Raw genomic sequence first — 13,959 nt, 5'->3', positions numbered from 1 at the left:
ACTCGGGGATCATGAGCACTCCTCTTCTCGAGCAGGTCAACGCCGCTCTCGCGACCGTCAACGACCCCGAGATCAAGCGGCCGATCACCGAGCTCGGCATGGTCGACTCCGTCGTCATCGACGACGACGCTCTCGTGCACGTGACCGTGCTGCTCACCGTGGCCGGCTGCCCGCTCAAGGACACCATCACCCGCGACGTCACGGGTGCGGTCGGCAAGGTCCCCGGGGTCACCGGCGTGGACCTCCAGCTCGGCGTGATGACCGCCGAGCAGCGCGCCGGCCTCAAGGAGACGCTGAGCGGCGGCCAGGCGCAGCGGGAGATCCCGTTCGCGCAGCCGGGCAACCTGACCAAGGTGTTCGCGATCGCCAGCGGCAAGGGCGGGGTCGGCAAGTCGTCGGTGACCGTCAACCTCGCGCTGGCGATGGCCAAGCAGGGCCTGCGGGTCGGCATCGTCGACGCCGACATCTACGGCCACTCCGTCCCGGCGATGCTCGGCGTCGCCGACCACCGGCCCACCCAGGTCGACGACCTGATCATGCCCGTGCCGACCTCGAGCGGCGTCTCGGTCATCTCGATCGGGATGCTGAAGCCGCGCCGCGACCAGGTGGTCGCCTGGCGGGGTCCGATGCTCGACCGGGCACTGGTCCAGATGCTCGCCGACGTCTACTGGGGCGACCTCGACGTGCTGCTCCTCGACCTGCCGCCGGGCACCGGCGACGTGGCGATCTCGCTCGGCCAGCACCTCCCGGGCGCCGAGGTCGTCGTGGTGACCACCCCGCAGGAGGCGGCCGCCGAGGTCGCCGAGCGGGCCGGCACGATGGCCTCGATGATGCACCAGCGGGTCGTGGGCGTCGTCGAGAACATGAGCTTCCTGCCCTGCCCCCACTGCGCCGAGACCGGCACCGAGCACCGGCTCGAGATCTTCGGCAGCGGCGGCGGCGACCGGGTTGCCGACACCCTCTCCACCCGCTTCGGGTACGACGTGCCCGTCATCGGCCGGATCCCGATCGACGTCTCCCTCCGGGAGGGTGGCGACGCCGGCAAGCCGATCGTCGACTCCGACCCCACCGCCCCCGGTGCGCTCGAGCTCACCGCGATCGCCGAGAAGCTGAGCGGGCGTGGTCGCGGCCTGGCCGGCATGCAGCTCGGCTTGACGCCGACGAGTAAGTTCTAGCCCGTGTTCGGGATCGGCCTGCCGGAGTTCGCAGTCATCGCGTTCGTGGCCGTGCTCGTCTTCGGCCCCGACAAGCTGCCCGACCTCGCGCGCCAGGCCGGCCAGCTGGTCCGCAAGGCCAAGATCCTCGCCAACAACGCCCGCGACGAGCTGCGCGCCGAGCTCGGCCCGGAGTACGCCGACCTCGAGCTCAGCGACCTCGACCCGCGCACCATCGTGAAGCGCCACATCGCCGAGGCCCTGGAGGACACGGACGAGCCCCCGAAGCGGACCACGCGACGCGGGCTGCGGCCGATCGTCGACGGCGAGATCCCGCCGTACGACGCCGACGCCACCTGACCCTCCGCCGACCCGGCGCCAGTTTCCCCGCGGGACCCGCCGAGTCGGCGCCAGTTTCCCCGCCGGGACCCGCCGAGTCGGCGCCAGTTTCCGGCAACGTGCCGAGTCGACCCTGTTCTTGAGGAAACTGGCGCCGACTCGACCTTGTTCTGGGGGAAAGTCACCCCGGCTCGGCGATCACTCCCGGCTCTGCACCGCCGCGAGGGCGGCGAAGGGCACCAGGACGGGATGACCCTCCCCTACCGTGGCCTCCACGAAGTCGGCGCCGACCCTGCGCAGGACGGCGTCGTGGGCGGTGCCGTCGACGAGCCGGAGCACGCAGCGCTCGCCGGTGTCGGCGATCCGACGCAGCGCCGAGCCGAGGCCGAGCCTCGAGACCGGCGACCACGCAACCTCGGGCAGTGAGCGGGCGGAGGCGCCGCGGACGACGGTCACGGCGTCCAGGCGGATCACCCAGTCCTGGTCGCCGGTGCCGACCAGGCACCACCCCGCGGCCACGCGGTCGAGCGTGCCGCTGACCGGACCGACGCCGAGCACCTCGAGCCGGACCGGCAGGTCGACGGACGCCATCAGCCGGCTGGCGAGGCCGACCTGCTGGTACTCCGCGCGGCTGCGGTCCGCCAGGTCCGCGTCCCGTTCGGCGTCGTAGAGCGCCTCGGCCTGCTGCTCGAGGTCGTCGAGCACCGCGAACAGCTCTTCCTCCCACGCCATGGGCCGACCCTGCCACGCCTCCCCCGACCAGGACAGTGGCCGATCTCCACTGTGGAGAAACTGTTGACTACCAAGGTAAAAAGGCGTTTCCTGAAGCAAATAGAAGCAAACACACGGATTGGCTCTCGGGATGATCGCTCGCACTGCGTCCACCGCCCGCTGCGCGGCGGTGTGGACCATCGCCACAGCGGCCGCCGCGCTCGCAGCCCGGCTGCTGGTCAGCGTGCTCAGTGAGGCGGGTGGCGCGCTCACCGCGCCGGAGCCGCCCTTCGACCGGTTGCTCCTCCTCGTCTGCGCGGGCGCCGCACTGGTGGCGGTCGCCTGGCTCTGGCTGGTGACCTCGATCGTCGTCGTCGAGGCGCTCCGCGGGCTCCCCCGGCCCGTCCCCGGCGTGCCCGGGCCGCTGCGCCGCCTGGTCCTCACGGCCTGCGGGGTAGCGGTCCTCGCCGGCCTCGCCGGTCCGGCGCACGCCTCGACTGCTGAGGACCACCGCGACCACACGCCCCAGACGGCGGCCGTCGTGATCGCCGGCCTGCCGCTCCCGGACCGGGCGGTCGCACCGAAGCGGCCGGCGGTGGAGGTGGTCGAGGTAGCGCCCGGCGACACCTTGTGGGCGATCGCTCAGCGCGAGCTCGGGCCGACGGCCGACGACGCCGCGATCACCGCCCGGTGGCACGAGATCTACGAGCTCAACCGCGCCGTCATCGGGGCCGACCCCGATCTGATCCGACCCGCCCAGCGACTCCGGCTGCCCACCGGGTGACCCGTCGCGCCATCTCGGAGGTACCACCATGACCCAGCACGGCTCCGCCCGCGTCGTCCCGCTGCGGGCACCGGCCCCGCTCGCCAGCGTCCAGGGCACCCTCGCCCTCGACCTCCAGCCGCGGCACGACCCGCCCGAGCCCGACCACACCCCCGGCCGGGCGGCCGCGGACATCATCGCCATCGAGCTGCCGCTGCGCCGCGGCATCGAGCAGTGGTCGCGCCGCTACGCCCAGGCCGCGGTCGAGATCGTCGGCGGTGACCGCCCGGTCACCCAGCTGCTGCGCTGGAGCTCGCGCGACGTCTACCTCGACCTCGAGCGCCGCGCCCAGCTCGTCGCCCGCGCCGGGCGGCACCAGCCCGGCCAGGGGCGCGTGCAGCCCGTCCGGCCCAAGGTCCTGGGCGTGCACACCTGCTTCCTGAGCCGTCAGGTGGTCGAGGTCAGCGTGCACGTGCGGTACGGCGAGCGCTCGCGCGCGCTCGCCGCCCGTTTCGAGAACACCGACCGGCGGTGGTGCTGCACCGCCCTGGAGTTTGCATAGAGACAGACCAGGGCGGTGACCACCGATGGTGGTCACCGCCCTGCCTTCACGTCAGGTGGTTTCGAGGCTCAGGCGCAGAACGCCCTCGCACCTCAACCACCGGGCGTCACGAGATGCGAGCCGTCAGCCCCGTGGGTCCGCCGGGGCGGCCGTGGCACATCTTGTACTTCTTGCCGGAGCCGCACGGGCACTTGTCGTTGCGACCGACACCGGCGAACTCGTCGTCCTCGTCGGTCGCGGTGACGCCCTTGACCTCGGCCTGGCCGTCCTCGGACGGCGCGGTGTAGGTCAGGTTCTGCGGAGGGTTCGGGCGGTCGAGACCCTTGGCGTGGATGTGCGGCGCCTCGCGGGTGAGGTTCTCACCGGACGGCACGGCCTGGCGCATCGGCTCGAGGACCTCTTCCTCCTCGATCTCCTCGACCTCCTCCTCGACCTGGACGTCGAGGTTGAACAGGAAGCCGACGGCCTCCTCCTTGATCCCGTCCATCATCGCGGAGAACATCTCGAAGCCCTCGCGCTGGTACTCGACGAGCGGGTCGCGCTGCGAGTAGGCGCGCAGGTAGATGCCCTCGCGCAGGTAGTCCATCTCGTAGAGGTGCTCACGCCACTTGCGGTCGAGCACGGAGAGGACCACGCGACGCTCGAGCTCGCGCATCACGGTCTCGCCGATCTCCTCCTCGCGACGGTCGTACGCCGCGTGGGCGTCGGCCTTGAGCGCCTCGATGAGGTCGTCGCGGTCGAGGTTGGCGCGACCACCGTGCTCCTCCTCGATCGCCGTGTAGTCCAGGCTGACCGGGTAGATCTGGCGCAGTGCGGTCCACAGGGCCTCGAGGTCCCACTCCTCCGCGAACTCCTCGGTCGCGCCCATGACGTAACCGGTGACCGTGTCGTCGAGGAACGTGCGGATCTGCTCCTGCATGTCCTTGCCCTCGAGGACCTCGCGACGCTCGGCGTAGATCACCTTGCGCTGGCGGTCCATCACGTCGTCGTACTTGAGGACGTTCTTGCGGGACTCGAAGTTCTGCGACTCGACCTGGCCCTGGGCGTTGGCGATCGCGCTGGTGACGCGCTTGTTCTCGATCGGGACGTCGTCCGGGATCTTGAGGACCTGGAGCACCCGGTCGACCCAGTCGGACTTGAAGAGACGCATCAGCTCGTCCTGCAGCGACAGGTAGAACCGGGACTCGCCCGGGTCACCCTGACGGCCGGAGCGACCGCGGAGCTGGTTGTCGATCCGGCGCGACTCGTGGCGCTCGGTGCCGACGACGTAGAGGCCGCCGAGCTCGCGCACCTCGTCGTGCTCGTTGCCGACCTGGGCCTTGATCCGCTCGAGCGTGGTCGGCCACTCGGCCTCGTACTGCTCGGCCGTCTCACCGGCCGGGAAGATGCCCTTCTTGCGCAGCTCCTCGTCGGCGAGGAACTCCACCGAGCCGCCGAGCATGATGTCGGTGCCTCGACCGGCCATGTTCGTGGCGACCGTGACGGCGCCCTTGTGGCCGGCGAGCGCGACGATCTTCGCCTCGTCGGCGTGCACCTTGGCGTTCAGGACGGAGTGGGGGATGCCGCGCTTGCGGAGCTGCGCCGAGAGGTGCTCGGACTTCTCGACCGAGACGGTGCCGACCAGGATCGGCTGGCCCTTCTCGTGCCGCTCGGCGATGTCGTCGACGACCGCGTCGTACTTCGCGTCCTCGGTCCGGTAGACGAGGTCGGGCTGGTCGACGCGGCGCATCGGCTTGTTGGTCGGGATCGGGACGACGCCGAGCTCGTAGATCTTGTCGAACTCCGAGGCCTCGGTCATGGCCGTACCGGTCATGCCGGACAGCTTCTCGTAGAGGCGGAAGTAGTTCTGGAGCGTGACGGTCGCGAGCGTCTGGTACTCCTCGCGGACCTCGACGCCCTCCTTCGCCTCGATCGCCTGGTGCAGGCCGTCGTTGTAGCGACGACCCGCCAGCATCCGGCCGGTGTGCTCGTCGACGATGAGCACCTCGCCGTTGATGACGACGTACTCCTTGTCGTTGTGGAAGAGCTCCTTGGCCTTGATCGAGTTGTTGAGGAAGGAGATCAGCGGGGTGTTCGCGGACTCGTAGAGGTTCTCGATGCCGAGGTGGTCCTCGACCTTCGTGATGCCGTCCTCGAGCACGGAGATCGTGCGCTTCTTCTCGTCGACCTCGTAGTCCTCATCCCTGACGAGGGTGCGGACGAGCCTCGCGAACTCGCCGTACCACTTCACCTCGTCCTGCGTGGGACCGCTGATGATGAGCGGGGTGCGGGCCTCGTCGATGAGGATCGAGTCGACCTCGTCGACGACGGCGAAGGCGTGACCGCGCTGGACGCACTCCTCGATGGAGCCGGCCATGTTGTCGCGCAGGTAGTCGAAGCCGAGCTCGTTGTTGGTGCCGTAGGTGATGTCGCAGTTGTAGGCGAGGCGGCGCTCGTCGGGCCGCATGTCGGGGAGGATCACGCCGACGGTGAGGCCGAGGAAGTGGTGGATCCGGCCCATCATCTCGGACTGGAACTTGGCCAGGTAGTCGTTGACCGTGACCACGTGGACGCCCTTGCCGGCGAGCGCGTTGAGGTACGACGGCATCACGGCGACGAGGGTCTTGCCCTCACCGGTCTTCATCTCGGCGATGTTGCCGAGGTGGAGCGCAGCCGCGCCCATCACCTGGACGTCGAAGGGACGCATGCCGGTGACGCGCTTCGAGGCCTCGCGGACGGTCGCGAACGCCTCGGGCATCAGGTCGTCGAGCGTCTCGCCGTTGGCGAGGCGCTCCTTGAACTCGGCAGTCATGCCCCGGAGCTCGTCGTCGGTCATCGCGACGAAGTCGTCCTCGATGGCGTTCACGGCCCGCGAGATGGCCTCGAGCTGGCGCAGGATCTTGCCCTCGCCGATGCGGAGGAGCTTGTCGAGAATGGCAGGCACGGGTGGGTGACTCCTAGGTATGGGACAGCGGCGCCACTCTACCCAGCGCGCGAAGCGGGCCCTAACCCAGAGCAGCTCCGGCGCCCACCAGGGCCGCCAGCGCCGGAGCGAGGTCCCCGCGGGGTTCGACCGTGATCGAGGCGAGGTCGAGCCACCCCGCCAGCTGGCGGAGCTCGGCAGCGAGCTCCTCGGCGGCGTCGGCGGGCGCACCCGGCTCGGCGTACGCCGCCTTGACGACCAGGCGGCCCGCTCCTGCGTCGAACTGCCGGTCGGCCTTGAGGTCGACCCGGCCGACGATCCGGTCACGGAGCAGGAACGGGAGGACGTAGTAGCCGTGGACGCGCTGCGGGGCGGGCACGTAGATCTCGATCCGGTAGCGGAAGTCGAAGAGCTCCTCGGTGCGTCGCCGCTCCCACACGACCGGGTCGAACGGGCTGAGCAGCGCCCGGGCGTCCACCCGGCGCGGGAGGCGGGCGTCGCGGTGGAGGTACCCGGGCCGGGTCCAGCCCTGGACCTGCACCGGCAGCAGCTCGCCCTCCTCGACCAGCTCGGCCACCGCGGCCGCCGCCGCCGCGACCGGCATCCGGTAGTAGTCGCGCAGGTCCGGGCCGGTGGCGACCCCGTGGGAGCGGGCCGCGCGGCGGATCAGCTCGCGGCTCGCCTCCTCGACCGACGGGGTCGGCAGCGCCAGGATCTCGGGCGGGATCACCCGCTCGGGGAGGTCGTAGAGGATCTCGAACTGGCTGTTGCGCCCGGCGATGGCGAGCTCACCGGCGGTGAAGAGGTAGTCGAGCACCCGCCGGGTCTCCGACCAGTTCCAGCCCCAGTTGTCCTTGCTGCGCGGCAGCCCGTCGTCGAGGGAGCGCGCGGTGGAGGCGCCGCGGTCGCGGACCTCCGCGATCAGGTCCGCCTCGAGCCCCGGCTTCTCGTCGACGGTCCCCCACTTGCCGCGCTTCTCCCGGTAGGACGCCATCCGGTGCCGCATCACCGGCCACAGCTCGACCGGCATGTAGGCCTGCACGTGCGCCCAGTACTCCACGATCCGGCGCGGCCGGCGCTCGGCGGCCCGGCGCAGCAGCTCGACGTCGTAGGGCCCCATCCGCGAGTAGAGGGGCATGAAGTGCGCCCGCTGGAGCACGTTGACCGAGTCGACCTGGAGCACACCGGTGCGCTCGAGCGTGCGCTGGAAGGTGCGCATCGTCGGCGCTGCGTGCCGCTTGTCGAGGAAGCCCTGGGCCGCCAGGGCCACCCGGCGGGCCTGGGCGACGCTCATCGACTCGACCACGGGGAGACTCAATCACGAGCCGCCGACAGTGGCCGCTCGTCGGTCGAGTAGCGAGCGCCAGCGAGCGTATCGAGACCTCCTCAGGTCCCGGCCCTGCTTCTCGTCCCGCCGCTGTCTCGATACGCCGATCGCGACCTCGTTCCTCGGTCGCGCGGCTACTCGACCTGGCTGCTGCGTCTGAGCGCCGGCAAGCCGGCGCTACGGCAGCTCGAGCAGCTTCTCTTTCACGGCGTACATCACGGCCTCCATGCGCGAGTGCAGCTGGAGCTTCTCGAGGATGTTGCGCACGTGGTTCTTGACGGTGTTCTCGCTGATGAAGAGCTCTTTGGCGATCTCGCGGTTGTTCATGCCCGTGGCGACCAGGCGGAGCACCTCGAGCTCACGCTCGGTCAGGCGGAGCCCGGGCACGTGGTCGCGCTCGGGGCGCGACATCTGCTTGAACTCGTCGATCAGCTTGACCGCCATCGACGGGCTGATCAGCGACTGCCCGTCGGCGACCACGCGGACCGCCTGGGCGACCTCCTCGATCGAGGAGTCCTTGAGCAGGTAGCCGGAGGCGCCGCTCTTGACGGCCTCGTAAAGGTCGGCCTCCTCGTCGGAGACGGTGAGCATGATGATCTTGGCCGACGGGACCGCGTCCTTGATGGCCAGGCAGGCCTCGATGCCGGTGCGCTTGGGCATCCGGATGTCGAGGAGCACGACGTCGGGGGCGGTGCTGGATGCCAGGGTGGTGCCCTCGACGCCGTCACCGGCCTCGCCGATGACCTCGATGCCGGACTCGATGGCCAGCAGCATCACCAGACCGCGGCGGAACAGCTCCTGGTCGTCCACGACGAGCACGCGAATCGCCTCGCGCTCGGCGTCGGTCGTCTGCTCGGCCACGTGGGCATCATGGCACGATCGGGCCCCCGGATGCGCGCGCCCGGGCGGCGACATGGACAGGTGGGGTGGCCCGAACGGGCCACCCCACCTGTGCGTTCGATGCCGGAGACGGCTCAGTCAGCCGCTCCGAGGTCCAGCGAGATCACGCCGTAGTCGTAGCCGCGACGCCGGTAGACGACCGCCGGCCGCTCGCTCTCCTTGTCGACGAACAGGTAGAAGTCGTGACCCACGAGCTCCATCTCGTAGAGCGCCTGGTCGAGGGTCATCGGCGTGGCCGGGTGGGTCTTCTCGCGCACCACCAACGGCCCGTCGCCGGTCACGTCGATCGGCCCGACCTGGCGGTCGTGCGTCACGACGTCGTCGCGGTCCTCGCTGTCGTCGACCGACCCGGCGGCCAGCGCCTGGCCGACGGACACCGGGGTGTGCCGCCCGTGGTGCACCCGGCGACGGTCGGACGCGCGCCGCATCTGGGCGGCCATCTTGTCCAGGGCCAGGTCGAGCGCCGCCATCTTGTCGGCGGCGCAGGCCTCGGCGCGGATCACGGGACCCTTCGACATGGCGGTCAGCTGCAGTCGTACGGCGCGGTCCGCTTGGCGCGGGTTGCGCTCGCACTCGACCTCCACGTTGACGCGGATGATCCGATGGTCGTGCTTCTCGAGCCTCGACAACTTCTCTTCCACGTGACTGCGGAACCTGTCCGACAGCTCGCAGTGTCGACCCGTGACCACAACTTCCATGTGAACCTCCCGTTGCAACAGTTGGTCTCTCGTTGAATCAGCTCCCGAGCACGCCCTCCACGGGGCAGGCCGTTGCCCCGGATCCCGGTGGGGACCCGGCGCTCGGGTGAGATGGAGTCCGTCCGGCCGACCTGGTCTTCGACCCCACAATCGCCTGCTGAGGCTCTCGCAGCTTGAATGCCACTACTGACCTTCTCCCGACCGCCGCCGCATCTGGCGACGGGGCCGAGGCAGGACTTACGTCTAAGCCGCACCGTGATCGTCCCCCCAGCGGGGCGGACCCCCCTGGTGGCGACTTACGTGGACCGTTTCGCCTGCGACTGGCATCGGCTTGCCGACCTGGCACCCGGGCGGACCGGGGCACCCTGACGACGCAACCACGGACCCGGACGGACTCCATACACAGACGTTAGTCCCTCGACCGAAACGGCGACAGGGTCACGGGTCCGCGGATTGGGACATCACCGCACGTGTCGGCGGGATCAGGCGGCGCGTCGCCGCGACCACGGCGATCGCGGCCACCTGGAGGCCGACGGCCTCGAGCGCGCGCTGTGCCTCGCGGGCCGTCGCGCCGGTCGTCAGGACGTCGTCGCACACCACCACCCGGGCCCGACGACGTCGACCGGCGAGGCGGCGCAGCGCGTCCGGCGGGCAGTGCATCGACCCGTCGAGGTTGGCCGCCCGCTCCGCGGCCCCCAGCCCGGCCTGGTCGACGACCCCCGGCCGGGTGCGCAGCATCGCGGCCGTCAGGACGTCGTGGCCACGGCCGCGGAGTGCCCGGCCGGCGCCGCGTGTGATCGAGCCCGTGGGGTCGTGGCCGCGACTGCGCACGCTGACAGGGCGAGACGGCACCGGGACCAGCACCGTCGGACCGGGCGGCAGCTCGCGGAGCGCCGCCGCGACCGCGGTCGTCAGCTGGTCGGCCAGCGGGCGGCTCAGGGCGAGCAGCCGGTGCTCCTTGTGCTCGACGACCATCGCGCGGGTCGTGCCGGCGTACTCCCCCGCAGCCCAAGGGGTCGCGAGGCCCGGCGGCGGCGGGACCGGCCACGCCGGGCGGGCCTCGACCGGCAGCAGCGCGGCGCAGCCGCGACACAGGAGCCGGCCGGGCCGCCCGCAGCCGACGCAGCTGGCACCGAGGAGCAGGTCGAGCGACCCGTCGAGGAGGTCCCGGAGCATGGGGCGATGCCAGCAGCCGCCCGGACGGTCGGCAACCCGTCGCCCGCGGCCTGTGGATCAGCCGACGTAGACGACCTCGGTGATGCTCTCGTCGATCGGTGTGATCCGTCGGTCGGCGCCGAAGAGGACGATCAGCGAGTTCGAGGTCACGCCGTACGTCTCCTCGCCGGCGGCCGGCGACCCGGCGATGTCACGCAGCCGGCCCTCGACCGTCGACGACGAGCTGTCGCTGCCGACCGGGGAGCCGTCGACCGAGGCGAGGCGCACCTGGGCGACCGACGGCGTGAAGGGACTGAGCACCGCGATGCTCGTCGGCGTCCGCCAGGCGATCGCCCGGATCGGCAGCTGGATCTCGCCCTCGACGGAGAGCTCCTCGGCCCGGGTCGCTCCGACGACCCGACCGGCGCTGCCGTGCTCGATCCGGCTGACGACGAGGGTGTAGGTCCCGGACCTCCCACGCAGCAGGGCGACCAGACGGGTCCCGTCGCGCGACACCAGGAAGGACCGGACCCGCTCGCCCGTGATGCCGGGGACCCGGAGGCTGGACACGGTGTCGTCCTCGACGTACGACACCCGCGCGCCGCCCTCGGCGCGATCGACCAGCCAGATCCGGTCCGCGAGGTCCCAGGCCGGTCGCAGCAGGTCGGTCGCTCCGGAGACGACGGTGTCCACCCGCCCGTCGTCGCCCTCGGTCAGCGGTCCGGTGAGGAGGGAGGTCCCGCTGGTGGCCACGGCCGCCACCCGGGACGCCTCCAGGTTCACCCCGATGGAGCGGACGCCGTAGTCGTCGTTGCCGAGAGGCCCGTCGACCGGGCCGAGGGCGTTGGCGGTGCCCGACACGAGCCGCCCGTCCTGCAGCCCGTAGAGCAAGGGGCTCGCCTGGAGGCCGGCCGGGTCGTACTCGGCACCGCCGTCGACCCGGTACGACGTGGCGCCGCCGGGCAGCGGCACCGGGGCGCCGTCGATCGAGACCCGGATGGCCTCGATCGTCGGGTCCTGGCGCAGCGTCCACGCGAACTGCGCCATCATCAGCGAGACCGCGTTGGAGGTGAGCGGTCCCGCGTCGCCGATGAGCGGGATGTCGGCGATGCCGTCGTCGGAGACCGCGACGCCCACCGAGACCTTCAGGCCGCGCGGGACGAAGCTCTGCGTGACCCGTTCCAGGCGCCCGGCCGGGCCCATCAGCAGCCCCCGGGTCAGCGTGGTGGCGAGGGCCTGGCCGGTGGGCACGTAGACCGGCTCCGGCACCAGGGTCGACGCGGTGGGGTCGAAGAAGTAGAGCGACTTCTGCCGGTAGTTCCGCTCGAACCAGGTCTCCGGGAGGATCAGCGCGTCGGGGGCGCTGTCGATGCGCCACTGCCCGTCCTCCATCGACATCGGGAAGGCGATCGTGCGGTCGTCCTCGGGCAGCGCTCCCTGCCAGGCGCCGCGGCTGTCGAGCACGTCCGCGCCCGTGAGCGTCAGCGAGACACCGTTCGCGGTCTCGCGGGGCGTGGGCGTCAGGGCGTAGGTGATCGTGCGCTTCTGCGGGTCCCACGCCGCGTCGGCGTCCGCGGTGAGGAACTCCCGCGCCCGCGTCGTCCGGATCGGCGTGGCGGTCATCGCGTTGATGAACCCCCGGACGATGTCCGAGCGGGAGTCGCCGTCCTGCGGGGGTCGCGGGTCGAAGTAGATGCCGGAGTCGGAGGAGATGTCGCCCTGCGACCGGGTCTGCACGACAGGCCCGCTGTCGGGCACGCCCACGCACGCCGCGGTCGTGAGCGCCAGGAGGAGCAGCACGGCGCCGTAGCGCGCCCTCACGAGACCGGCTCCGACACGTCGGCCGGCACCAGCGGCAGCGGGCTCTGGCGCAGCACGGCGCCGACCCGGCGCGGCAGCGTCAGGCGGAACTGCGCACCCTCGCCCGGTCGGCCCCAGGCCTGCAGCCAGCCGCCATGGAGGTGGGTGTCCTCGAGCGAGATCGACAGGCCGAGCCCGGTCCCGCCGCTCGTGCGGGCGCGGGCCGGATCGGCGCGCCAGAACCGGTTGAACACCATCGACGACTCACCCGGCGCCAGCCCGATGCCGTAGTCGCGCACGGCGATCGCGGCCGCGTGGTCGTCGCCGGCGACGTGCACCACGATGCCGGCGTCGACGCCGCCGGCGGCCGCGTGGTCGATGGCGTTGGTGACGAGGTTGCGGACGATCCGCTCGACCCGCCGTACGTCGGCCTCGGCCAGGCAGGGGTGGTCGGGCGCGTCCACGACGACCCGCACATCGCGCTGCGCGGCGAGCGGACGGGTGGCGTCGACGATCCGGTGCGCCACGTCGACGAGGTTGACGTCGTCGACCTCGAGGAGGGCGGCGCCGGCGTCGAAGCGGCTGATCTCGAGCAGGTCGGCCAGCAGCGTCTCGAAGCGGTCGAGCTCCTTCTGGAGCAGCTCGGCGGCCCGGGCGGTGGCGGGGTCGAAGTCCTGGCGGGCGTCGTGCAGGACGTCGCCGGCCATCCGGACCGTGGTGAGCGGCGTGCGGAGCTCGTGGGAGACGTCGGAGACGAACCGGCGCTGCACCCGGCTGAGCTCCTCGAGCTGGCGGATCTGGCGCTGGAGGTTGCTGGCCATCTGGTTGAACGACGTGGCGAGGCGGGCGAGGTCGTCCTCGCCGGAGACCTTCAGCCGCTCCTGGAGCTGGCCGGCCGCGAGCCGCTCCGCGACCTGGCGCGCCATCCGGATCGGCGTGACGACCTGCCGGGTCACCAGCCAGGTCATCCCGGCGACCAGCACCAGCAGCAGCACGGCGGCGGCGAGCAGGGCGCGGGTGACGAGGGCGAGGGTCTCCTGCTGCTCGACGAGCGGGAAGAGGTAGTAGAGCGTGTAGGTCTCGGAGTCGGAGGGCAGCTCGACCTGCGACCCGACGACGACGCCGGGCTGCTCGACGACCGACCCGCTCGCGTCGGTGGTGCGGATGGTCGTGTACGTCCAGGCGGTCGCCGTGGAGCCGTCGAAGTGCCGCTCCAGGGACACCGGGACGCTGCTGGTGTCGAGACCGGCTGTGAAGTTCGCGCCGCCGTCGGCGATCCGGCCCCCGCCCTCGGAGGGGCCGAAGAGGACGGCGGAGAAGCCGCGGGTCTCGCCCCGCTGGATGATCGTCGCGGCCAGGTTGCTCTGCTGGGTGACGGCGTCGCTGTCGGTGCCGGGCGCCGAGCTCAGCAGGTCGCGCGCGGCGGCCGTCTCGTCGTTCGCCTCGGCCACGACCACGTCGACCCGGTGCTCGAGCAGGCCCTCGCGGGTCTGCTGGATGAGGAACCAGCCGACGACGCTGATGACGGCGGCCGACAGCAGCACGGTGCTGGCGACGACCCGGGCCTGGATCGAGCGGCGCCAGAAGGTGAGGCCCCGGCGGATCGACTCCGGGAGCCTGTGGGAGCCCGTCGCGGAGCGCAGCATCG

The 13,959-nt window shown here is 71.5% G+C and carries 12 protein-coding genes; 4 read left to right on the top strand and 8 right to left on the bottom strand.

The features are described from left to right. The first annotated feature begins 11 nt into the window (after positions 1–11). On the top strand, positions 12–1,175 hold the full coding sequence (locus PD653B2_RS13365; protein WP_085872881.1) for an Mrp/NBP35 family ATP-binding protein: 1,164 nt from the start codon (positions 12–14) through the stop codon (positions 1,173–1,175). A gap of 3 nt (positions 1,176–1,178) precedes the next feature. Next, entirely contained in the window at positions 1,179–1,514 is a 336-nt protein-coding gene (locus tag PD653B2_RS13360) for a sec-independent translocase (protein ID WP_085872880.1), read from the top strand. Between the two features lie 177 nt (positions 1,515–1,691). Here PD653B2_RS13360 and PD653B2_RS13355 read toward each other — a convergent pair whose 3' ends face one another. Then, on the bottom strand, positions 1,692–2,225 hold the full coding sequence (locus PD653B2_RS13355) for a hypothetical protein (RefSeq protein ID WP_085872879.1): 534 nt from the start codon (positions 2,223–2,225) through the stop codon (positions 1,692–1,694). A 130-nt stretch (positions 2,226–2,355) separates the two neighbouring features. Here PD653B2_RS13355 and PD653B2_RS13350 point away from each other — a divergent pair, with 130 nt between their 5' ends. Both PD653B2_RS13350 and PD653B2_RS13345 read left to right on the top strand, forming a co-directional pair. Next, the gene (locus PD653B2_RS13350) at positions 2,356–2,988 is read left to right on the top strand and encodes a LysM peptidoglycan-binding domain-containing protein (RefSeq protein WP_085872878.1); all 633 of its coding nucleotides are present in this window, start codon (positions 2,356–2,358) and stop codon (positions 2,986–2,988) included. Positions 2,989–3,016: 28 nt separating this feature from the next. After that, a complete protein-coding gene (locus PD653B2_RS13345; RefSeq protein WP_085872877.1) occupies positions 3,017–3,529 on the top strand; it encodes an Rv3235 family protein in 513 nt (170 codons plus the stop codon). Positions 3,530–3,635: 106 nt separating this feature from the next. Here the strand turns inward: PD653B2_RS13345 and secA are convergent, their stop codons facing one another. The 7 genes from secA to mtrB form a co-directional block, all read right to left on the bottom strand. Beyond that, positions 3,636–6,452, bottom strand: a complete 2,817-nt coding sequence (secA, locus tag PD653B2_RS13340; protein WP_085872876.1) for a preprotein translocase subunit SecA — start codon at positions 6,450–6,452, stop codon at positions 3,636–3,638. A gap of 61 nt (positions 6,453–6,513) precedes the next feature. After that, entirely contained in the window at positions 6,514–7,725 is a 1,212-nt protein-coding gene (locus PD653B2_RS13335) for a winged helix-turn-helix domain-containing protein (protein ID WP_085872900.1), read from the bottom strand. A gap of 210 nt (positions 7,726–7,935) precedes the next feature. Beyond that, complete coding sequence (locus PD653B2_RS13330; RefSeq protein WP_242665275.1) at positions 7,936–8,619, bottom strand: response regulator; 684 nt, start codon at positions 8,617–8,619, stop codon at positions 7,936–7,938. Positions 8,620–8,732: 113 nt separating this feature from the next. Next, complete coding sequence (gene hpf, locus PD653B2_RS13325) at positions 8,733–9,356, bottom strand: ribosome hibernation-promoting factor, HPF/YfiA family (protein ID WP_085872874.1); 624 nt, start codon at positions 9,354–9,356, stop codon at positions 8,733–8,735. Positions 9,357–9,794: 438 nt separating this feature from the next. Further along, positions 9,795–10,532, bottom strand: a complete 738-nt coding sequence (locus PD653B2_RS13320) for a ComF family protein (RefSeq protein ID WP_085872873.1) — start codon at positions 10,530–10,532, stop codon at positions 9,795–9,797. Between the two features lie 57 nt (positions 10,533–10,589). After that, positions 10,590–12,332, bottom strand: a complete 1,743-nt coding sequence (locus tag PD653B2_RS13315) for an LpqB family beta-propeller domain-containing protein (RefSeq protein ID WP_085872872.1) — start codon at positions 12,330–12,332, stop codon at positions 10,590–10,592. Then, positions 12,329–13,957, bottom strand: coding sequence for an MtrAB system histidine kinase MtrB (gene mtrB, locus PD653B2_RS13310; RefSeq protein WP_085872871.1), 1,629 nt, complete (start codon positions 13,955–13,957; stop codon positions 12,329–12,331). Before mtrB ends, PD653B2_RS13315 begins: the two co-directional genes overlap by 4 nt. Positions 13,958–13,959: the final 2 nt, after the last annotated feature.

Origin of the sequence: Nocardioides sp. PD653-B2 (assembly GCF_002117935.1) — a bacterium.
Taxonomy (GTDB): domain Bacteria; phylum Actinomycetota; class Actinomycetes; order Propionibacteriales; family Nocardioidaceae; genus Nocardioides.
This window is presented reverse-complemented; position numbering and strand designations above follow the sequence as displayed.

What these genes read in the sequence shown, in the direction of transcription:
- PD653B2_RS13345 (WP_085872877.1), top strand. Translation starts at nt 3,017, where the DNA reads ATGACCCAGCACGGCTCCGCCCGCGTCGTCCCGCTGCGGGCACCGGCC.
- mtrB (WP_085872871.1), bottom strand. Translation starts at nt 13,957, where the DNA reads ATGCTGCGCTCCGCGACGGGCTCCCACAGGCTCCCGGAGTCGATCCGC.
- hpf (WP_085872874.1), bottom strand. Translation starts at nt 9,356, where the DNA reads ATGGAAGTTGTGGTCACGGGTCGACACTGCGAGCTGTCGGACAGGTTC.
- PD653B2_RS13365 (WP_085872881.1), top strand. Translation starts at nt 12, where the DNA reads ATGAGCACTCCTCTTCTCGAGCAGGTCAACGCCGCTCTCGCGACCGTC.
- PD653B2_RS13320 (WP_085872873.1), bottom strand. Translation starts at nt 10,532, where the DNA reads ATGCTCCGGGACCTCCTCGACGGGTCGCTCGACCTGCTCCTCGGTGCC.
- PD653B2_RS13350 (WP_085872878.1), top strand. Translation starts at nt 2,356, where the DNA reads ATGATCGCTCGCACTGCGTCCACCGCCCGCTGCGCGGCGGTGTGGACC.
- PD653B2_RS13355 (WP_085872879.1), bottom strand. Translation starts at nt 2,225, where the DNA reads ATGGCGTGGGAGGAAGAGCTGTTCGCGGTGCTCGACGACCTCGAGCAG.
- PD653B2_RS13335 (WP_085872900.1), bottom strand. Translation starts at nt 7,725, where the DNA reads ATGAGCGTCGCCCAGGCCCGCCGGGTGGCCCTGGCGGCCCAGGGCTTC.